Annotated in this window: 15 protein-coding genes; 10 read left to right on the top strand and 5 right to left on the bottom strand. The window is 45.6% G+C overall.

Features of this window, described 5'->3' with window-relative positions:
• The 7 genes from murJ to VIM91_RS09985 all read left to right on the top strand — a co-directional run.
• A partial coding sequence (murJ, locus tag VIM91_RS10015; RefSeq protein WP_331864680.1) for a murein biosynthesis integral membrane protein MurJ occupies positions 1 to 987 on the top strand: 987 nt, incomplete at its 5' end.
• Between the two features lie 293 nt (positions 988 to 1,280).
• Positions 1,281 to 3,506: a methyl-accepting chemotaxis protein gene (locus tag VIM91_RS10010; protein ID WP_331864679.1), complete on the top strand. Its 2,226-nt coding sequence runs from the start codon at positions 1,281 to 1,283 to the stop codon at positions 3,504 to 3,506.
• Positions 3,507 to 6,239: a bifunctional diguanylate cyclase/phosphodiesterase gene (locus VIM91_RS10005; RefSeq protein ID WP_331864678.1), complete on the top strand. Its 2,733-nt coding sequence runs from the start codon at positions 3,507 to 3,509 to the stop codon at positions 6,237 to 6,239. It abuts the gene before it with no gap.
• A gap of 96 nt (positions 6,240 to 6,335) precedes the next feature.
• Positions 6,336 to 7,283 carry a bifunctional riboflavin kinase/FAD synthetase gene (gene ribF / locus VIM91_RS10000; RefSeq protein ID WP_331864677.1) on the top strand — a complete coding sequence of 316 codons (948 nt, stop codon included), beginning with the start codon at positions 6,336 to 6,338 and terminating at the stop codon, positions 7,281 to 7,283.
• A gap of 10 nt (positions 7,284 to 7,293) precedes the next feature.
• On the top strand, positions 7,294 to 10,122 hold the full coding sequence (ileS, locus tag VIM91_RS09995; protein WP_331864676.1) for an isoleucine--tRNA ligase: 2,829 nt from the start codon (positions 7,294 to 7,296) through the stop codon (positions 10,120 to 10,122).
• Complete coding sequence (lspA, locus tag VIM91_RS09990) at positions 10,115 to 10,627, top strand: signal peptidase II (RefSeq protein WP_331864675.1); 513 nt, start codon at positions 10,115 to 10,117, stop codon at positions 10,625 to 10,627. The genes ileS and lspA overlap by 8 nt, the downstream gene beginning before the upstream one ends.
• 46 nt (positions 10,628 to 10,673) lie before the next feature.
• Positions 10,674 to 10,856 (top strand): DUF2986 domain-containing protein, encoded by a 183-nt coding sequence (locus tag VIM91_RS09985; protein ID WP_331864674.1) that lies wholly within the window; start codon positions 10,674 to 10,676, stop codon positions 10,854 to 10,856.
• Positions 10,857 to 10,934: 78 nt separating this feature from the next.
• Here VIM91_RS09985 and VIM91_RS09980 read toward each other — a convergent pair whose 3' ends face one another.
• From VIM91_RS09980 to VIM91_RS09965, 4 genes are all read right to left on the bottom strand, one after another.
• Positions 10,935 to 13,988 (bottom strand): efflux RND transporter permease subunit, encoded by a 3,054-nt coding sequence (locus tag VIM91_RS09980; RefSeq protein ID WP_331864673.1) that lies wholly within the window; start codon positions 13,986 to 13,988, stop codon positions 10,935 to 10,937.
• Positions 13,985 to 15,052, bottom strand: a complete 1,068-nt coding sequence (locus tag VIM91_RS09975; protein WP_331864672.1) for an efflux RND transporter periplasmic adaptor subunit — start codon at positions 15,050 to 15,052, stop codon at positions 13,985 to 13,987. The genes VIM91_RS09980 and VIM91_RS09975 overlap by 4 nt, the downstream gene beginning before the upstream one ends.
• Positions 15,053 to 15,229: 177 nt before the next feature.
• Positions 15,230 to 15,376, bottom strand: coding sequence for a hypothetical protein (locus VIM91_RS09970; protein ID WP_331864671.1), 147 nt, complete (start codon positions 15,374 to 15,376; stop codon positions 15,230 to 15,232).
• Positions 15,376 to 16,557: a lytic murein transglycosylase gene (locus VIM91_RS09965; RefSeq protein WP_331864670.1), complete on the bottom strand. Its 1,182-nt coding sequence runs from the start codon at positions 16,555 to 16,557 to the stop codon at positions 15,376 to 15,378. Before VIM91_RS09965 ends, VIM91_RS09970 begins: the two co-directional genes overlap by 1 nt.
• 148 nt (positions 16,558 to 16,705) lie before the next feature.
• Here VIM91_RS09965 and rlmKL point away from each other — a divergent pair, with 148 nt between their 5' ends.
• On the top strand, positions 16,706 to 18,898 hold the full coding sequence (rlmKL, locus tag VIM91_RS09960; protein ID WP_331864669.1) for a bifunctional 23S rRNA (guanine(2069)-N(7))-methyltransferase RlmK/23S rRNA (guanine(2445)-N(2))-methyltransferase RlmL: 2,193 nt from the start codon (positions 16,706 to 16,708) through the stop codon (positions 18,896 to 18,898).
• 29 nt (positions 18,899 to 18,927) lie between these two features.
• Here the strand turns inward: rlmKL and VIM91_RS09955 are convergent, their stop codons facing one another.
• The gene (locus tag VIM91_RS09955) at positions 18,928 to 19,224 is read right to left on the bottom strand and encodes a hypothetical protein (RefSeq protein ID WP_331864668.1); all 297 of its coding nucleotides are present in this window, start codon (positions 19,222 to 19,224) and stop codon (positions 18,928 to 18,930) included.
• 152 nt (positions 19,225 to 19,376) lie between these two features.
• On the opposite strand from VIM91_RS09955, the gene VIM91_RS09950 reads away from it, so the two are divergent.
• Together VIM91_RS09950 and VIM91_RS09945 are read left to right on the top strand one after the other, a co-directional pair.
• Complete coding sequence (locus VIM91_RS09950; protein ID WP_296832048.1) at positions 19,377 to 19,580, top strand: hypothetical protein; 204 nt, start codon at positions 19,377 to 19,379, stop codon at positions 19,578 to 19,580.
• A 202-nt stretch (positions 19,581 to 19,782) separates the two neighbouring features.
• Positions 19,783 to 22,005, top strand: a complete 2,223-nt coding sequence (locus VIM91_RS09945; RefSeq protein ID WP_331864667.1) for a YgiQ family radical SAM protein — start codon at positions 19,783 to 19,785, stop codon at positions 22,003 to 22,005.
• Positions 22,006 to 22,219: the final 214 nt, after the last annotated feature.

Here is a 22,219-nt window from a genome sequence, read left to right as displayed (position 1 = left end):
CCGGTGATGGCGTTGGCTTGGGGTGTATTAATCGCTGGGGTAGTGCAGTTATTATTTCATTTACCTTTTTTATGGCAAATGGGCTTGTTGCCGAAACCAACCTCCGCACCAGATAAAGGCGTAAATGAAGTCGGGCGCTTGATGATTCCGGCCTTGTTTGGTGTGTCGGTGGCGCAAATCAATTTATTGGTTGATACGATTTTGGCCTCGTTTTTAGTCACTGGCAGTGTGTCGTGGTTGTACTATTCCGACCGTTTAATGGAGTTTCCGTTGGGCGTATTTGGTGTTGCATTGGCAACCGTGGTGTTGCCGGGTTTATCTAGAAAAGCCGCGAATGCGGATTGGTCAGGCTTTCAACAGGATTTAGATTTTGCGCTTAAATTGGTGGCGATCATTGCCGTGCCGGCTATGTTGGGTTTGATGTTGTTAGCTCAGCCCTTATTGGTGACGCTGTTTTTCTATGGCGAATTTAGTGCGTTTGATGTGCAAATGGCGAGTCAAAGTTTAGTCGCTTACTCGTTTGGGTTGCTCGGCTTTATCTTAGTTAAAGTGTTAGCCCCGGCGTTTTATGCGCGTAAAGATATGAAAACCCCAGTCAAAATCGCGGTGGTCGCGCTGGTGAGTAATATTGTATTAAACCTATTGCTGATCGGGCCGCTCGCTCATGCAGGTTTAGCTTTAGCGACCTCGTTATCGGCGTTTTTAAATGCGGGTTTGTTGTATTACTTTTTAGTTAAACAGCAGGTATTTTCTCCCCAAACCCCGTGGCTTGGTTTTAGTTTGCAAGTTGCTTTAGCTGTGCTCGCAATGGGGGCGGCAATTTGGTTTATTAACCCCGATCACCAGTCCTGGTTGTTGTTTAATGCTTGGGAGCGAGTAGCCTGGTTGTTCGGTTTAATTTTTGTCGCCATGCTTGTGTATGGGTCGGCTTTGATCTTGTTTGGCTTTCGACCACGTGGATTTATGCAGTCTAAATCTAGTGACTAATTCGCGGATTTACTAGCGAGCAAAAACGTAAACATTAAGGAAAATCCAGTTTTTACTTTAAACGCTACAAATAGCTGTTAATCTTGGCAGCGTTTGGAAAAGTTTAAAGTGTGAGTTTTTCAATCCTCTGTAAATTTCAAATTTATACCGCCATAAAAATAACTTGCCCTGATTTGAAAACTGGTAGAATCACGATCGAATTTTTCGACACTCGCCTGCTAATTACGTAGGTTATCAAGGCCGCCTTCTGCCGACTTGATGAGTAGCCCCATTATGATCAAAGGTTTAAATGCATGACGAACGCCGCTGTTACCCAAAAAGAATTTAAATTACCCGACTCAATGGTCATCGTCTCGACTACCGACTTACATGGCACCATCTTACATTGCAATGATAGTTTTTTAGAAGCCGCAGGTTTGTCCCGAGCCGAAGTGATTGGTAAGCCACATAATATTTTGCGCCACCCAGATGTGCCGGCACGTGTTTTTGCCGATTTGTGGTCAAGCTTAAAAGCCGGGTTGCCTTGGTCTCAGGTGGTAAAGAATCGACGTAAAAATGGCGACCATTATTGGGTGCGAGCTTTCGCCACGCCGATTCGTGAAAACGGTCAAATAACTGGTTATATGTCAGTACGTTTTCCCGCGAGTGATACTGAAATTCATCAGGCTGAACAGGCATATCAAGCGGTGAGTCGTGGCAAGTTAAATTTGCGTCAAGGCAAACCTAATCAAATAGTGAATAAACTCAAACGTTATTTTAATCCGCAGGTTTTATTGATGTTAAGCGGCATGGGTTTATTGCTGTCGTTGTTGGCTGGTTTGGTTTGGACGCCCTCACAGACTTATGCATTTAGCTTTGTGTTAGCCGGGTTAACAGCTTTAACTTGGGGCTGGAATCAAGTCCGTCTGAAAGCGGAATTAGCTGATATGCAGGCCAAGTTAATTGGCTTGGCATCGGGTGATGTGCGCCAGGATTTTACGATTGGATCGGGTTCGTTATTGGACAGTTTATCCAACTGGTTACAGCCTGCGGTGGTGCGATTAGGTTGGATGGCGCAAGAGGCCAAAGAAGCCCAAGCTAAGTCGGCTGCGGTGATGAAAGCGCTAGACTCGGCTACCAGCTGTCTAATGTTGGCGGATACGGATTACCATATTCAATATGCGAATAAATCTTTGCTGACGATTTTTGCTGGTTATGAAACTCAAATGCAGCAGGCTTTGCCCAAGTTTCATACCGATAAAGTGATTGGCAGCAATATTGATATTTTCCATAAAGATCCACAAGCGATTCGTCAGCGATTAGATAACCTTACTGAACGCATGGTGACTGAGTTAACGATTAACGGGTTACGTTTTCGTTTGACCATTACTCCGATTCGAGTTAATAAACAACGCCAAAGCACTATGGTTGAGTGGGAAGATATTACCTTAGAACATCAAATTCAGTCACAGCTTCAAGCGGTGATTGAAGATTTGTCGTTAGGTCATTTTAATCCCATTGAAGTCAGTCAACAGGCCAGCGGCTTCTATAAAGAATTACAGCTGGGCATTAACAAAGTGATTTCCACCTTGCATACCGCGATGACCGAAATTACCCAGGTAGTCGTGGCACAGAGTGAAGGTGATTTAACCCAAGAAATCAGTGCCGATTATGAAGGTGAACTAGGCGACTTAACCCTTGCAATTAACGCTTCTGCGCGCAAATTGCGCGAAATTGTGTCTGATGTGTTGGATGTGGCGAGTCATGTTAGCGAAGAAGCGCATGAAGTGTCGAGCGATGCACATGAATTGAGTTCGCGTGTTCAAGAGCAGGCCAGCTCACTTGAACAAACATCGGCAACCATGCATGAGATGAATACTGCGGTTCAAAACAGTTCACAAAATGCAATGGATACCGAAGTCGTGGCGCAAAAAGTCGAATCTCAAGTGGCGAGTGGCTCGAAAGTAATGCAACAAACGCTGGAAGCGATGACTGATATTCAGAAATCGAGTCATCAAATTGCCGATATCGTCACTTTAATTGACAGTATCGCTTTCCAAACCAACTTGTTGGCCTTGAACGCAGCGGTAGAAGCCGCACGTGCGGGCGATCATGGTCGGGGTTTTGCGGTTGTGGCTGGCGAAGTGCGTGGTTTGGCGCAAAAATCGGCCGAAGCGGCAAAAGATATTCGCCAACTGATTAATACCAGTGTAGAAAAAATTGATTTTGGCACCAAAATGGCGGCCTCCGCGAGTGAAGAATTGGCTGGTGTGACGAGCTCGATTAAACAAGTCACTGAGATGGTTGAGCAAATTGCGCAGTCCGCCAGCGAGCAGGCCGATGGCATCAATCAAGTGAATTTGGCGATCAATAGTATCGACAATGTGACCCAACAAAATGCCAGCTTGGTAGAACGCACAACGCAAGCATCCAAGGGACTAAATGAACAGGCGCAAAAATTGAATCAGAATATGAGTTTTTTCAAAACGGCTTCAAGCCATCAGCCCAAACTTTTGAATCAACCTAAGCCTTTAGCCTAAATGTTTTTAGTAAAACACCGATTATTTACTAGTCTGGTCGCCGGCCTTGTTTTGGTTTGGCTGGCCAGCCTGTGGTTTTTTGCAGGTCGTTATGATGTGGATCAGCAGGCTTATTTTCAACAACAAACACATGATGTTGAAATGGCATGGCAAGCGACCTTGAATGCACAGCACAAAGCCAAGCAAGCTTATTTTGATAGTTATGTGATGCAGCCTCGCGTGTTGTCTCATTTAATTGACGCTCAGACCCCTAGTCGTCAGTCGATGGCGCGTGATGACCTGCAAGCGTTATTTGAGGCCGCTTATCAAAAAATGCGCAGCCAAGGCATTTATCAATTTCAGTTTCATTTGTCAGATAACACCAGTTTTCTGCGGCTGCATGATCCTGCGCGTTTTGGTGATGATTTAACGGATATTCGAACCAGTGTTCGGCTTGTAAATCAAACCCAAAAGCCGATAACGGGCTTTGATTTTGGCCGAGTTGTCGCCGGTTTACGTAGTGTGTTTCCGATTATTTATAATGGCCAACACTTGGGCTCCGTCGAATTTAGTAATCAGTTTGAAACCCTGCGCCGAGATTTAACACAGCTTAGCAACCAGCGTGAATATGCGATTATTTTTCATCCACGCGCCAGTCAAATGCCGTTTGACGATTATAAGTCGCATTATCAGACAAGCTTAATTCATCCTGATTGGTTGGTTGAAGATCCGACGCGTGAATTATTTCAAAATGCTTCGTTACCTAATTTATATTTAAAACAAATGGCGACTAGCTTGGATCAAAAGGATTTAACTGAGCCTTTATTGAGTGGGCAGGCGTTCGTTAAACCCTATCAACTGAATGATCAATCCCACATGTCGGTTTTTTTGCCTGTTAACGACTTAGAAAACAAGTTGATGGCTTATGTGGTGGCTTTATCGCCGGCACCTGAGTTAGCTAAGTTTGAGCGTATGTTTTGGATACGTGGCTTGGTGACGGGTTTGTTTTTATTAATGATCGGGTTGGTTGTTTGGCGCATTATGCGTCATCAAGAAGATTTGCGCATTGCAGCCGCGGCTTTTAATGTGCAGGAAGGGATACTGATTACGGATCCAAAAGGTCATATCGTGCGGGTTAATCAGGCTTTTACACACTTGACGGGCTATGAGCTTGCGGATGTGATTGGCAAAACCCCAGCGGTGTTGAGTTCAGGTCGACAAGACAAGGATTTTTATGCCGCTATGTGGCAAGCGTTGCTTAATCACGGTCATTGGTTAGGTGAAATTTGGAACCGTCGTAAAAATGGCGAAGAATATTTTGAGCGTTTGTCGATTCATGCGATTTATGATCGAAAAGGGCGCGTTAGCCATTATGTCGGTGCGTTTTTTGATATCACCAAAAACAAAATGGATCAAGATGAAATTCGCCAGTTGGCCTTTTACGATCCACTGACTCAGCTAGCAAATCGGCGTTTGCTGCTCGATCGAATAGAGCATGCTTTGGCAGCCAGTCATCAGCTTGAGCGATATGGTGCCTTGCTTTATATGGATTTGGACCGTTTTAAAGCACTTAATGATACTAAGGGACACGATGTTGGCGATAAGTTATTAATCGAAGTTGCACAGCGTTTAACCCAGTCTGTGCGTGAAGTGGATACGGTTGCTCGTCTAGGGGGGGATGAGTTTGTTGTTTTGTTTGAAGGGCTGAATGCCGATAAACAAAAAGCAGCTTATGAAGCGGAAATGCTGGCTGAAAAAATCCGTCTTAAATTGGGCGAACCTTATAATCTAGATGGCTTTGAATATCAGATTACCCCCAGTATTGGGATTGCACTGTTTTTAGATCATCAAGATGGCGGTTCGGACGAAACCTTACGCCATGCCGATAGCGCAATGTATCAAGCCAAATCTTCTGGGCGCAACATGATTCGGTTATTTGATCCCACGATGCAAGCTGATCTTGAAAAACGTTTGAGTTTAGAGGAAGACCTAAAAACCGCGATTGAACTGGATCAGTTTGAGGTGTTTTACCAGCCGCAAATAAATCATCATTGTCGCGTGATTGGTGCCGAAGCTCTGATTCGTTGGCATCATCCCACTAAAGGGCAAATGTCACCGGCAGATTTTATCCCGATTGCCGAAGAGAATGGCTTAATTCTAAGTTTAGGTGATTGGGTATTAAAACAATCGGTTAGCGTATTGGCTAAATGGCGCGAAATCCCTGCTTTTTCCAAGCTCACCTTGTCGGTGAATATTAGTGCACAACAACTTCAACAGATTGATTTTGTCGAGCAGATTCGTGCTTATATAGAGCATTATCAATTTGATCCCACCAAGTTAAAACTCGAATTAACTGAGTCGATGATGTTAATGGATATGCAAGACTCGATTGATAAAATGCAGCGCCTTAAAAAGCTGGGAGTCAAGTTCTCGATGGACGATTTCGGTACCGGCTATTCCTCGCTTTTAAGTATCAAAAACTTGCCACTCGATCAGCTTAAGATTGATCAGAACTTTGTGCGTGACTTATTTACCGATACCAACGCAGAGCCTTTGGTGCGCAGTATTTTAATGATGAGTAAAGAGTTAGGCTTGAGTGTGGTGGCCGAAGGCGTTGAAACGCGTGAGCACCATCAAAGTTTGATGGCGTTAGGCTGTCGTGAGTTCCAAGGTTATCTCTATTCTAAACCCGTAAGTTACGCCGATTTACTGACCTTCCTGGTCAAAATGGATAATAACAACCAGGCCTGCTAAGGTTTTTTAAAGCCACCAGGCCTGGTTGTTTTCATTTAAGCCTTTGAATCCGTTATAATCTCTATTTTTCCTGTCTATAATGCACTTACGGTCACTATGCGATTAATTCGTGGTTTACATAATTTGGTTAATGCGCAGGCGGCTTTGAGTCAAGGCAGTGTCGTGACCATTGGTAACTTTGATGGTGTGCATATTGGTCATCAGCGTGTATTGGACGAGTTAAAACAACGCGCCGCTCAAGCACAGTTGCCGAGTGTGGTGGTCATTTTTGAACCTTTTCCGGTTGAGTTTTTTTCTCCGGAATCTGCGCCGGTTCGTTTAATGAATTTGCGCGAAAAACTGAATGCGTTTGAACGTGCCGGCGTTGATTTTGTGATGTGCGTGACCTTTAATGCCGAGTTTGCTGGTTTATCCGCGCAACAGTTTGTGATCCGGGTTTTACAGCAAGGTTTAAATGCACGCCATCTTGTGGTGGGCGACGACTTTCGATTTGGTCATCAGCGCCAAGGCGACTTTGCTTTTTTACAAGCGCAAGGTCGTTTGGGCGGCTTTGAAGTAAGCGCGATGCCTACTTTTATTGTTGGTGATGAGCGAGTGAGTAGCACTCGAATTAGAGAAGTATTAAACTTGCCTGATTTAGCCCAGGCCAACCAGTTGCTAGGGCATGACTTTCGATTTGAAGGCCGGGTGATTCATGGCCAAAAGCTCGGACGTAAGATCGGTTTTCCGACTTTAAATCTTAACCCTAAACGCTTACAAATGCCGGTAAGTGGCGTGTTTGCAGTTAAAGTGGCAGGGTTGGCTGAACAAGCTTGGCCTGGCGTGGCTAACATTGGTGTTCGCCCCACCGTGCAGGGCAAACGTCCCTCGATTGAGGTGCATTTGTTTAACTGGACTAGCTACGTTTACGGCGCGCATGTCGAAGTGCGTTTAGAGGCGTTTATTCGCCCAGAAATGAAATTCAATAGTTTGAGCGAGTTGCAAACCCAAATTGCGAAAGATGCGGCTCAAGCCCGACAACTTTTAAACCTAAAACCTGTTTGAGACCCTAATCATGACGGATTATAAGCTGACATTAAACCTTCCCGAAACCGATTTTCCAATGCGTGGTGGTTTGCCTCAACGCGAACCTAAGCAAGTGGAAGCTTGGTTAGCCGATGACCTATATCAAACCGTGCGTGAGCACATGGCGGGTCGCCCCAAGTTTATTTTGCATGATGGCCCACCTTATGCAAACGGCGACATTCATATTGGCCACGCTGTTAACAAAGTTCTGAAAGATATGATTGTCAAATCAAAAGGCCTGAGTGGGTTTGATGCACCATTTGTACCGGGTTGGGATTGTCATGGTTTGCCGATTGAATTGAATGTAGAAAAGAAACACGGCAAGGTCGGAGTTAAGTTAAACGAACGCGAATTCCGCCAGGCCTGCCGCGACTATGCTCAAACGCAGGTTGAAGGTCAGATGAAAGATTTTCAGCGTTTGGGTGTGATGGCCGATTGGCAAAATCCTTATTTGACCAAAGCCTTCGATTTTGAAGCCAACGAAGTACGTGCGCTGGCGAAGATCATTCAAAAAGGCCATTTGGTCAAAGGCACTAAGCCGGTTTATTGGTCAATAGGCGGGCGCTCAGCGCTGGCTGAAGCCGAAGTTGAATACGAAGAAAAACGCTCCAATGCGATTGATGTACGCTTTAAAGTGTTAGATGAAGCGGCGTTTTTTGAGCGCTGCCACCACGTCGAAGATCACACTGGCGAAGGCCCATTATCGGTTGTGATTTGGACAACCACCCCTTGGACTTTACCGGCCAACCAAGCCGTTTCTATCAACCCAGAATTAGAATACGCCTTAGTGCAGATAGAGGGTGAGCAAGGACCGGAACGTTTATTTATGGCCGAAGCTTTGGTTAAGGACGTGATGGCGAAATGCGATATCGAACATTACCGTGTGGTGGCTTATGGTCGGGGTGATCAGTTTGAATTCATCCGTCTACAACATCCATTTTATGATCGTATCGTGCCAATTATTTTAGGTGAGCATGTCACCACTGATGCCGGTACAGGGTGTGTTCATACTGCGCCAGGTCACGGTCAAGACGATTATATTGTGGGTTTAAAATACGATTTAGAAGTCGATTGTCCAGTGGATGGTTCAGGCACTTTTGTTGAAGGCACGCCATTATTTGCCGGTATTAATGTGCTGAAAGCGGATGAACCGGTAATTGAGGTGCTAAAACAGAATGGTGCTTTATTACATCATGAAGCGATTAAACACAGCTATCCACATTGTTGGCGTACGAAAACGCCGTTGATTTTCCGTGCCACGCCTCAGTGGTTTATTAGCATGGATCAGCAAAAATTGCGCACTGAATCATTGGACGCGATTAAAACCGTTGAATGGGTACCGGAATGGGGCCAAAACCGTATTGAGTCGATGATTGATGGTCGCCCAGATTGGTGTATTTCACGTCAACGTTTGTGGGGCGTGCCGATTACGATTTTCGTGCATAAAGTCACCGGTGAAATGCATCCACGTACCGTAGAGCTGATGGAACAAATTGCCCAACGTATTGAGCAGAATTCGATCGATGCTTGGTATGACTTAGATGCTTCTGAATTGTTAGGGAACGAAGCGGCGGATTACGAAAAAGTGCAGGATATTCTGGATGTCTGGTTTGATTCCGGTATTACCCACTTTGCGGTGTGTGAGCAGCGTGAAGAATTGTCGGCACCGGCGGATTTATATTTAGAAGGTTCGGATCAGCATCGCGGTTGGTTCCAGTCGTCGTTATTAACCAGTATTGCCATCAATAAAGTCGCGCCCTATAAACAAGTGTTAACACATGGCTTCACGGTAGATAAAGACGGCAAGAAAATGTCGAAATCTAAAGGCAACGTGGTTGCGCCACAGAAAATTGCGGATACCTTGGGTGCGGATATTTTGCGTCTGTGGATTTCAGCGGCTGACTATCGTTATGAAATGACCGTGTCAGACGAAATTATTAGCCGTACAGCGGATACCTATCGCCGTATTCGTAACACCGCACGTTTCTTGTTAGCGAATTTAAACGGCTTTGATCCGGCTAAAGATTTGGTGGCGTATGACGAATTATTACCCCTAGATAAGTGGGCAGTAGGGCATGCACATCAATTGCAGACTCAAATTATCGAGTCTTATGAGCAGTATCACTTCCACCAGATTTATCAGGCGGTCTCGCACTTTTGTTCGGTGGAAATGGGGGCGTTTTATTTAGACGTAATTAAAGATCGTCAATACACCTGTAAAGCCGATGGCTTGGCGCGTCGTTCGGCACAAACTGCTTTGTATCATATTGTTGAAGCCATGACGCGTTGGATTGCGCCGATCCTAAGCTTTACCGCTGAAGAACTTTGGCAGTATATTCCAGGTGAACGTTCTAAAACCGTATTTGTGGCGACCTGGTACGAAGGTTTAACCGCGTTGGATGAAGCGTCCGCGATGAACTCGGCTTACTGGGCGCAGATTATGCAAGTGCGTTCGGCGGTGTCGAAACGTCTAGAAGAATTGCGCAATGAAGGCGTGATTAAAGCCTCCTTAACGGCAGAAGTGACTTTGTTTGCTGATGCCGAACTTTATAAATTATTAACCAGCTTGGATGATGAACTGCGTTTTGTGTTAATTACCTCTTATGCCAAAGTCTTGCCGTTGGCCGAAAAGACCGATCAGGCGTTGGAAAGCGAATTAAGTGGTTTATGGATTGACGCACAAGCCACCGACAAAACCAAATGCCCGCGTTGCTGGCACCATCGTGCCGATGTGGGCAATAACACCGAACATCCTGAGTTATGCCAGCGTTGTGTCGATAACGTCGCTGGAGACGGCGAAGTGCGTCATTATGCATAAACCCATTTTTCGTCAGAGTGGCTTGCGCTATGTTTGGTTAGCAGGCCTGGTGCTTGTGTTGGATCAGCTCACCAAGTTTTTGGCGTTAAGTTATTTAACTTTTGCTGAACCAGTGGCGGTGATGCCGCATTTTAATTTAACCCTAGTGTTTAATTATGGTGCGGCATTTAGCTTTTTGGCGGAGATGGGCGGATGGCAACGTTGGTTTTTTGCTTTGTTGGCGATGGCCGTGAGTGCAGGCCTGGTGGTTTGGTTGGCGAAACTTAAAGCCAAGCCCACGTTTGAAGTATTGGGTTTAAACCTGATTTTAGCTGGCGCGATTGGTAACTTAATTGACCGGGTATTGTTTGGCCGTGTCACAGATTTTCTCGATTTTTATTATGGTACTTGGCATTATGCGACCTTTAATATCGCGGATGTGGCGATAACCTTAGGCGCAGCGATGCTGATTATTTATGAGTTTTTCTTACGCCCCAAAGACAAAGACAAGTCATCAGCTAAATAACCTATTCAGGCAAATCGCTTAACGGATAAAGCGGAAATCAGTATTTATGAATCGTAAGAAAAAAATTTATCAAAAGTTAAAAAAGCAAATGCAGCAGGCGAAGGCAAAAAGACAGCCGGTTAAAAAGCCGCCTTATATTTCTAAGGCCGAGCGAGCCGCATTAGCGCTTGCAGAGGCATCAGCCGAATCCAATGATGCGCCCTTAAATGAGCCAACATCTGAAAGCTAAAGGTTTTTAACCTATAACCTATTATTCGGCTCAAAAAAAAACCACCAGGTCTGGTGGTTTTTTTAGGGGTCATTTCAATTAAGCGGTTTTGATTTTAAACCAGCTGCTGTACAGCGCGGGTAAGAATAATAAGGTCAACACCGTTCCCATCGTGACCCCGCCAATTAACACATAAGCCAAAGGTCCCCAGAAGGTGGAGGTGGTTAACGGAATAAACGCCAATACCGCCGCCATCGCAGTCAGAATAACCGGACGTGCGCGTCTTACAGTGGCGTCAATCACGGCCTCGTAGTCGTTCATACCTTGGCGTTTATTGTCATCAATTTGGCCGACTAAAATCAGCGTGTTACGCATCAAAATGCCCGCCAAACCAATTAAGCCTAGTGTCGCCACAAAACCGAAGGGTTGTGAAAACAGCAACAAGGCCATCACGGCACCAATTAAACCCAGTGGCGCGGTCAGAATGACCATAAACATACCGCTAAATGAGCGCATCATGAGCATCACCAGCGTAAACATTAACACCACCATTACCGGCATCATGGCTTTAATTGAACCCTGGGCTTTGCCGGATTCTTCTACCGAGCCACCAATTTCAATGCGATAACCCAGCGGTAGATCGGCATTAATCGCTTGCAGCTCAGGCCAGATTTGCATGGTGACATCCGGCGGTTGTGCACCGGGTTTAATTTCAGAGTTAACCGACAAATAGGGCATACGATTGCGGCGCTTTAATACAGGATCTTCAAACTCAACTTCTAGATTAGCTAAATGCTCAAGCGAAACCTGCTCACCGTTACGAGTTTTTATTTGTAAGCTACCTAAACTAGATAAGTCGAGACGTTCTTCATCGGTTGCGCGTGCCATGAGCTGGACGCTGCGAGTTTGATCGCGCAGCTCGGACACGGTGACGCCATTTAGTAAAAATTGCAGTTGTTTTTGCAGTTCTAACGGCGTTAAACCAATTTGGGTCAAACGATCTGAATCCAGTTCAAGCTGAATCACCGGTGCACGTTCACCCCATTCTAAATGCGGCTGAATGGTTTGTGGGTGTTGCGCCATGACATCTCTAACCTGGGCGGCAATGTCGCGCAAAACAACGGGGTCTTCGCCCATAACTCGGAAGGTAACCGGCCAAATGACCGGTGGGCCGTAGAGCAACGGGTGCACCCGCACGCGGGCTTCAGCAAATTCACCTTGATCAATCAAGTTTTGCATACGAGCTTGCAATGCATCGCGTTCATCGCGGTCACCGGTAATCGCAATGATTTTGGCAAAGGCTGGATTGGGTAGCTCTGGGTTGAGGGCGAGGAAAAAACGCGGCGCCCCTTGACCTACATAACTTGAAAGCGAACGAACTTCGGGTTGTTCAGCGAGCACTTTTTCAATGCGCTGCGTGAGTTGATCGGTCACTTGAATCGCCGTGCCTTCCGGTAAATAAATATCCACCATGAGTTCTGGACGATCGGAACTGGGGAAGAATTGCTTTTCAACCAATTTAGCCATGCCGACGACTGATAGCAAAAATAAAATAAAAGTAGCGGCTAATACAGTTTTACGTTGTTGTACACACCAAGTAATAGTTGCACGGAGCTTTTTATAGAGGCGTGTATCATAAGGGTTGGTCTGGTTGTTATGATGAGTGTGTTTGGGCAAGAGTTTGACCCCCAAATAAGGGGTAAATAAGACCGCTACCAACCAAGAAGCAATCAGCGAGATGCCTAAAATCCAAAAAATATTCCCAGCATATTCACCCACGTTTGAGGCGGCAAAACCAATCGGAACAAAGCCCACCGCCGTAATTAAGGTGCCAACTAGCATCGGCATGGCCGTCACTGACCAGGCATAAGAGGCGGCTTGGACTTTATCCAGCCCTTCTTCGATTTTCACCAGCATCATTTCAATTGCAATAATGGCATCATCCACCAATAAACCGAGCGCCAAGATAAGTGCACCGAGCGTAATACGATCTAAGTTTTTGCCCATTAACATCATGATAAAGAAGGTCATCGCCAGGGTTAAAGGCACAGCCAGTGCGACCACCAGGCCTGCTCGTAAGCCGAGTGCTAAAAAGCTCACCAACATGACGACCGCTAACGCGACCACAAACTTCATTTGGAATTCATTGATGGCTTTGCTTATCGCATTGGCTTGGTCGGTGATTTTATCCAAATGAAAACCAAGCGGCAGTTCGGTATTTATTTGTTTCTCGGCTCGAGCCAAATTCTCGCCTAAATCTAGGCCGTTAAAGCCTTTTTCCATAATGACGCCAACCAATAGGGTTTCTTGTGAACGGTCACGGATTAAGTAGGTCGGCGGGTCTTGATAGCCTTGTTCTACACTGGCTATATCACCCAAGTGAAAGCTTTTACCATCCACCGATAATGGCAAGTTACGCAATCTTTCGGGCTCGGACAAATCGGTGTCTAAACGTAAATAAACTCGCGCGGCTTGGGTATCAATTTGACCGCTAGGCGTGAGACGATTATGTGCTTCAATTGCATCAAACACTTGCTGCGCGCTTAAACCCAATTGAGCCAGTTTAGACGAGGCCAATTCAATAAATACGGTTTGAGGACGTTCGCCTAGAAGATTCACTTTTTGTACGCCCTCGACACGCAAAAGTTGGTCTCGGATTTTTTCAGCAGCGGGGATGAGCTCATACTGCTCTAAATCCGGCGCGGTTAATGCATAAAGAGTGAAATAAACGTCAGAAAAATCGTCGTTTACAAAAGGGCCTTGCACGCCATTAGGTAGCTTTGAAGCTTCGTCCAACATGCGTTTTCGTACTTCATAAAAGACGTTATGAATTTCACTTGCGGGTGTGTGATCCTGAAATTGTATTTGCATGTTGACCTGACCTGGTCGGCTCACGGTTTCGACTCGATCAAAGTAGGGCGCTTCTTGAATACGTTTTTCGAGACGATCGGCCACCTGTTCTTGCATTTGTTGAGCGGTAGCACCTGGCCAGTTAGCCGAAACGGTCATGACTTTAATAGTAAAACTAGGGTCTTCAGCTCGACCTAGATGACTAAAAGCGTACAGACCCGCGAGGGCGACCATAATAATAAAATACAAGGTTAAAGAACGTTCTCTAACGGCCCAAGCCGATAAGTTGAAGCGATCAATCATAGCGGACGCTCCTGCGCCGCTTGGCCGTCTTTCAACAGGTGAACCCCAGCTTTGACAATACGAGTTTGGCTAGGTAGATCGGTTTTAATTAAGGCAAATTCAGACGCAAGTTGCACCACTTCAATCGCGGCTAAGTTTACTTGTTGATTGCGATAAACCCAGACAAAGCTGCCATTGGCTTGTTCATAAAGCGCTGATAAAGGTACTTTTGCTAAATTTTGGGTTTCGCCAAAGCTTAAACGTAAGGTTTGGCCCAATTCCACTTCAAGTTCTGCAGGTAAAGCATAATGTGCTTGCCAGGTACGAGAAGTTGCATGTGCACTGGGTTTTAGCTCACGCAGGGTTACATCGTAGCTCTGATTGGGTTGTTGTAATAAGGTGGCCTTAGCTTGTTTGGGTAGATCATGAATGCGCGATTCGGGTATCTGCACGACCGCATCCAGACCGTCTTGATAAATAAACTCGATCACAGCTTGTCCGGCCGCAACAACCTGACCTTTATCCACTGAAACCGATTGCACCAGGCCTGGTGCCGGTGCGCTGAGTTTTGCGTAATTAAGTTGACGTTGCGCAAGTTCTTGTTCGCGCTGCAAGGCGATTTGGCGTTGTTGCAGGGTGGTCACTAGGTTTTGAGCACGGTCGTATTCTTGTTGCGAGACTAATTTACGATCTAATAAATCTTGCGAGCGTTTGGCTTCAATGGTCGCTAAGTTAAGTTCAGCTTGGGTCGCGGCTAGGTTGGCTTGGGCGGCGCGAAGTTTGAGGCTTAAGTCCGTTCTATCCAGTTCAAGCAAGGGCTCCCCAGCTTTAACCGCATCACCGGCGTTCACTAAGCGTTTTTCAATCTGGCCGGCCACTTGAAAACCCAGCTGGGCTTTTTTTTGCGCATCGACCTGGCCGCTGAGATGCCATTGCAAAAACGCTCCTTCTTCGAGTTGAGTTGTCAAAACATAAGGCTTGTTGGGCGCTTGCTCGGCGCTGTCTGAACTACAGCCTGATAAAACACCTAGGCTCAGTAGAAGCGTGGTGAGTGGAGTAAGAAGGCGAATCGACTTTGGGTGCATAGCTAAAGGCTCTTGATTAATTAATTGAGCCACTCAATTAATGGCGTTCAAATCGATTTGAAGCCTTTGAGCGATTCAATAATGATTCATATTAATTGAATCATTATATTAGCGTTAATTAATGAGGTTGTGCAAACCTTGCGCACAGAAAATTTTGATGAGCGAGTAACAGATAGATTATTGAGCAGGCTGGTTTTTTTGTTCGCGAATTTGACGATACTCAATTTTGACACTGCGTGCTTGCAGTTTCCAAAACTGATATCCCAGCCCGAGCTGGGTATTAAGCAGAGCAAAGTAGGCGGGCTGATTATTAGCCTGGTTCATTAATGTGTTGCCTCACGCAGTGTTTTTAATAGGTGCATACTTGGAAACCCATCCGCTGGTAGATTGCGGTCGATTTGAAATTCGCGAATGGCTTGTCGCGTTAGGGTGCCAGCTACGCCATCAATGCCGCCTGCCTTGTAACCTAAGCGTCTTAAGATTCGCTGTAGTTCACTGATGTGTTGTTTGCTTAAAGCTTCATCATCATCGGGTTTGCTGGCGACTAAAGGTTCACGTCCTATTAGTCTATCGGCCAAATGTCCGACCGCTAAAGCGTAACTATTAGAATTATTCCAACGTTTGATGACAAAAAAGTTGTCGTACACCAAAAATACGGGGCCGCGATAATCGGATGGCATTAATAACGCCGCTTGCATTTCAATATCGGGGATTTGACGTCCATCGGCGAGTTTAATGCCCAGTTCGCGCCATTCAGATAAGGGGCGACGGGTCGAACCATCCGCTAATGCATAGTTAAACTGGGCTGGTAGTTGTACTTCTCGTCCCCAGTTTTCTTCTTTATTCCAACCCAGTTTGTTTAAAAAGTTACCGGATGAGTGAAACACATCAGGCAAGCTGTTCCATAAATCTTTGCGACCAGAATTATCGCCATCCACGCTATAACGTAGGTAGTTGTATGGCATAAACTGGGTTTGTCCCATCGCCCCGGCCCATGAGCCTTTCATTTGTTTGAGTGGAACGTGACCCTCATCTAAAATGCGCAACGCATAAATTAATTGATCGCTAAAAAACTCACTACGGCGCGGGTTATAGGCCAAAGTTGCCAAAGCTTCTATGATCGGGATATTGCCAGTAAAGCCACCATAGTTGGTTTCCATGCCCCAAAATGCAACTAAAAATCGACCAGGCACGCCATATTTTTGCGTCACATTATCAAGTAATGTGCGGTTTTCTTCATATAGTTCGATGCCTTTGTTAATACGCCAGTCGGTGACGGTGGCTTCGAAATATTGCCAGAAGGTACGCGTAAATTCAGGTTGACGTTGATCCAATTCCAAGACTTTTTGATTCAGGTGCACATCCGCAAAGGCCGTATCTAGAGTTGGCTGCGAAATGCCTTGTGATTTGGCTTGCTGTTTAAAATCCTTTAACCAGGCCTGGAACTCGGCTTCGGATTGCGCGTTCGCCTGGGTGCTGGCAAGTACTAAGCTAGCTGCGAACAAGAGTTGAGCCGTCTGGCGGAATCTGGATAGACACTTTAGGATCATAGTTTTAATAAGCTTTAGATTATTTAACAGTCGAACGGCTATTTTACCGAAACCTTGGCTTAAAGAGAGTAAAATTAGCGCTAAATTTACAGTGAGAGAAGTTATGAAATTTTTTGCGACCGCAGCCAGTGGCTTATCCGAATTATTACGCGAAGAACTGATGGCGCTGGGTGCGCAAAACGTTAAAGCTCAGCCACGTGGGGTAGCGTTTGAAGGCGGGTTGGTGGACGGCTATCGTGCTTGCTTATGGTCGCGTTTGGCGAGTCGCGTTTATTTGGTTTTGATCGAGACTGAATTGCCAAATCAAGAAGCATTATACGATACCGTGCGTGCTATAGATTGGTCACGCCATATGACCGAAGACCATAGTTTTGCGATTTCGTTTACTGGCAAAGGCATGGGAATTGAACATACCCATTTTGGTGCGTTAAAAATCAAAGACGCGGTGGTGGATTATTTCCGTGATAACCGAGGGGTTCGGCCATCCGTAGATGTCGATTATGCGGATATTCGTTTGCATGGTCACCTTAATCGTAATCAATTTACCCTGAGTTTGGACTTAAGCGGGCATAGCCTACATCAGCGCGGTTATCGTGAAGGCCAACAGGTTAAAGCGCCACTTAAAGAAAATTTGGCGGCCGCCATTTTAATGCGATCGGGTTGGATTGAGATTGCAAAACAAGGTGGGGTGTTATACGACCCCATGTGTGGCTCAGGTACCTTTTTAATTGAAGCGGCCATGATGGCGGCGGATAGTGCACCTGGTTTAGCGAAAGCTCAAGATATGGGCTTTTTGTCTTGGTTGGGGCATCAGCGCGATATTTGGTCAGATTTGCTTGCCGAAGCCGATCAACGAGAAGCCGAAGGTTTAAAACATTTACCGGCAATTTATGGTTCGGATTCTCACCCAGGTGCGATCAAAATTGCGCGCCAGGCCATTCAACAAGCCGGTTTTGATGATGTCATTGAGGTGCAGTTATTAAACATCAACGAGGCGAAACCTTGGGGTGACTGGAAACCAGGCCTGGTGGTCGCTAACCCGCCTTATGGTGAACGGTTGGGTGAAGAAGATGAAGTTAAGGCCCTGTATGTGCAAATTGGCGAGTGCCTAAAAACCCAGTTTGTAGGTTGGCAAGCCGCGGTATTAACTTGTAACAAAGAGCTGGGCTTATATTTAGGCCTAAAAGCCAAACGTGACCACAGTTTTTTCAATGGTGCGCTGGAATGTAAGTTATTCCGCTTTGAGATTCAGGAAGAATTTTTCCGTCAACCGGCGTTAAAAGCTGGAGTGGATTTAGCCGCCGAAGTTGAGCTGTCGATGGCGGATTTGGCGCAGACTGAAGGCGCGCAAATGTTTGCCAATCGGTTACGCAAAAACTTAAAAACTTTACGTAAATGGGCGGATCGTAACAAGGTGATGGCTTTCCGTGTTTATGATGCCGATATGCCAGAATACGCTTTGGCGATTGATTATTACCACACGCTTGAAGCGGGTGAGTGGCTGGTGGTTAACGAATATGCCGCACCGAAAACCGTCAATGCCGCCAAAGCCAAACGTCGTTTATACGAAGCTATGTCGGTTTTGCCGGACGTAATGGATATACCCAGTGAACGGATTTTGTTTAAAGTTCGCCAGCGCCAGCGCGGCACGAGTCAATATGAAAAACTCGAAGAACGTAAAGACTATTTTACGATTATCGAAAACGGTGCCAAGGTAAGAGTGAACTTTGCGGATTATCTTGATACGGGCGTATTTTTGGATCACCGCGATGTGCGTGCCTTGGTAGGCGAGTTGTCAAAAGGTAAACGTTTATTAAACCTATTTTGTTACACTGCGACCGCGACGGTGCAAGCCGCCGTAAAAGGCGCAATCAGCTCGTTAAGCGTGGATATGTCGAAAACCTATTTGTACTGGGCGAAACATAACTTCATGACCAATGATATGGATTTAAAACGCCATGAATTATTACAAGAAGATGTGGTTGCCTGGTTACAAAATCCACCGAACTTAACACGATTTGATGTGATCTTCCTTGATCCGCCGTCTTTTTCATCGTCTAAACGCATGGAAGGCGTATTGGATGTGCAGCGTGATCACGTCGAACTCATTGAACAAGCGGGGCGTTTGTTGACTCAGAACGGGGTATTGGTGTTTTCTAATAACCGCCAGAAGTTTAAGCTGGATACCGAAGCCTTAAGCGCTTGGGAAATTGAAGATATTACCCGCAAAACCCTGCCGGAAGACTTCAAGCGCAGTCCGAAAATCCACCAGGCCTGGTTGTTACGAAAGAAATAGTGGTTTAATACGCCACCAGGCCTGGTGGCTCAGGTATCTTGTTGAGTGTTATGATCGGTTGATTTAAACGTACGGTTTTTCTTTGCGAATCCCGCGCCTTTTTTTTCTTTTGCCTTGAGTTCCAAACCATTAACGATGCTTTTGTAATCCAGACCAGCTTTTTTCATTTCAACAAAACAAACCACAATGACCGCAATCGGGTTAGGTACGCTGTCCTTCTTTTTATAAGACTGTAAGTTTTTTTCGCTTACCTTGATTAACTTACTGAACTTAGGCAGCGAAATATCTGCGTCTAGCAGGTGTTTTTTGAACTCTATAAATGTCATTAAAGTTGCCCTAAATCAAGAAAGTTAAGCGATATTGTATCGGTTTCTGGGTTTTAAAGGATGCTAAACTTGAAAAAAACAAACTAATGGTTATAATTTATTACTAATGGTTTTAAAAATAACCAGGTTTTCATTCGCAAAAGGAGACAGATATGTCTAAAGACGTAAAGAAAAAAGATGTGAAAAAAGTAGCCAAAAAAGCCACTAAAAAAGCCGTTTCGAATAATGACGTAAAAAAGAAAAATGCGAAAAAGGTCGTCAACAAAGTGACCAAAGCCGTGGTTAAAAAAGGCTTGTCTAGCAAGCAGAAAGTCAAAAAAGCCGTCAAAAAAGCGGTTAAAAAAGCCTCCAAGTAATCCTCAGCCCGTTTGATCAATTTGATTAAACGGGTTTTTTTATTCCCTAGTTTTAAAACAACCCAACTCGTCCAACCTCTCTTCCATCTTAAATCCCTCTTTATTTACCTGGTTTTTGCTGCGCAAAACTAAGTCTTTTCATTAAGTTAACCACCAATCAATCGGGTATAATATTGGCCTTCATTTTCGCTAGGGTTACGACATGTTAGGCGCCAAAAATATTTTCTCTTATCGCAAACACTGGGCACACAAATTTGGCGTGGCGCCATTTTTGCCAATGACCCGTGCCGAAATGGATTTATTAGGCTGGGATGCCTGCGATATTATTTTGGTGACGGGCGATGCTTATGTTGATCACCCTAGCTTTGGTATGGCGGTGGTCGGGCGTATGCTGGAATCGCAAGGGTTCCGTGTCGGTATTATTGCCCAACCTAATTGGAAATCCGTTGATGACTTTCGTGCATTGGGCGAACCCACCTTATTTTTTGGTGTCACCGCCGGCAATATGGATTCGATGGTTAATCATTACACCTCTGACCGCAAACTACGTCACAACGATGCTTATACCCCAAATGATGACTTTGGTAAACGCCCAGATCGCGCAACCGCGGTTTATTCTCAGCGCTGTCGAGAAGCCTATAAAAACAAACCCATTATTTTAGGCGGCATTGAAGCCAGTTTGCGCCGTATTGCGCATTACGACTATTGGTCGGACAAAGTTCGACGTTCGATCATATTTGATGCCAAGGGCGACTTATTGGTATATGGCAACGCCGAAAGAGCCATTGTTGAAATCGCGCACCGCTTAGCTAAAGGTGAGTCGGTTAAAGACATGCGTGATATTCGCGGCACCGCTTATATTGTTCCGCGTGTTCCGGAAGGCTTTATTGTGATGGACTCAACCGAAGTCGATACACCAGGCCTGGTGACGCCGCATCCTAACCCCTATGAAATGGTGAGTGAAGAAGGTTGCGAAACCAAGAAAACCCAGACTGAACAAAGCGCTCAAAGCATTGATCAACAAAATGGTGTGCAAGTCGTGCGGGTGGCGTTAGAAATTCCACGCCATCATCCGCGTGATAAAACCGTGATTCGTATGCCGTCGTTTGAACAAGTGCGTGATGATGGGGTTTTATATGCACACGCTTCACGTGTATTCCATCTTGAAACTAACCCAGGCAATGCACGTGCGTTAGTTCAGCGTCATGGCGACCGCGACTTATGGATTAATCCGCCACCGATTCCACTTAGCACGCCCGAAATGGACGGGGTGTTTGACTTGCCTTATGCGCGTGCACCGCATCCTCAATACGGCGATGCCAAAATTTCAGCTTGGGAAATGATCCGTTTTTCAGTAAATATCATGCGCGGTTGTTTTGGTGGTTGTACCTTTTGTTCAATCACCGAACACGAAGGTCGCGTGATTCAAAACCGTTCGGAAGAATCGATTTTGCGTGAAGTCGAAGACATCCGCGATCGAGTGAAAGGCTTTACCGGCATTATTTCTGATCTGGGTGGCCCAACCGCTAATATGTGGCGTTTGGCGTGTAAAGATCCACGTATTGAATCGAATTGTCGTCGTTTGTCTTGTGTGCATCCGGGCATTTGTCGTTACTTAAATACCGATCAAACCCCACTGGTTGAGTTGTATCGCAAAACCCGCGCTTTGCCGGGGATCAAGAAGGTATTGATTGCGTCTGGTTTACGTTATGACTTGGCGGTGGAGACCCCTGAGTACGTAAAAGAATTGGTGACACATCATGTAGGCGGTTATTTAAAAATTGCCCCCGAACATACCGAAGAAGGCCCGCTTAACAAAATGATGAAACCGGGCATGGGCGCGTATGATCGCTTTAAACAAATGTTTGAAAAGTATTCTGCAGAAGCGGGCAAAAAACAATATTTAATTCCCTATTTTATCGCTGCGCACCCTGGTACCACCGATGAAGACATGATGAACTTAGCCATTTGGTTAAAGTCGAATGATTATCGTGCTGATCAAGTGCAAGCCTTTTTGCCAAGTCCGATGGCGATTGCGTCGGCGATGTATCACACCGACTTGAATCCGTTACGGAAAATTCACCGGGATGATAAAGATGAACGTGTGTTTACGCCAAAATCAATTAAACAGCGGCGTTTGCACAAGGCGTTTTTACGTTATCACGATCCAGAAAACTGGCCGTTATTACGCGATGCGTTGCGTGAAATGGGGCGCGAAGATTTAATTGGCAACGGTAAAAAACACTTAATTCCATCTTTCCAACCAGCGGGCACGGGTTTAACGGGTGGTGAAGGCAAGCGCAAAGGTCGTAAGTTTGGTCAGCAGCAATTTTTGACTAAACATAGTGAAAATGGCCGCAAACCCTTGCCGGCTAAAACGGGTCGAAAAAAACCAAGCAAGCCTCGTAAAACACGCACGCGTTAAAGCGAAACTCATTAACTTGATTTACCTCAAGTTTAGCCTCGTAACGCGACTTGTCAACCACCACCAGGCCTGGTGGTTGAGATAGAATGGCGGCAAAAAACAAGAGGACGCAATGATGGAACAGGGTATTCAATTTGATACAGCGTTAATTAAACGTTATAACCAAAGCGGGCCTCGTTACACCTCCTATCCAACGGCGGTACAGTTTGAAGAA

Source organism: Thiomicrospira sp., assembly GCF_036568485.1.
GTDB lineage: Bacteria > Pseudomonadota > Gammaproteobacteria > Thiomicrospirales > Thiomicrospiraceae > Thiomicrospira.
The sequence above is the reverse complement of the archived record's forward strand: the minus strand, read 5'-3'. Positions and strand labels throughout refer to the sequence as shown.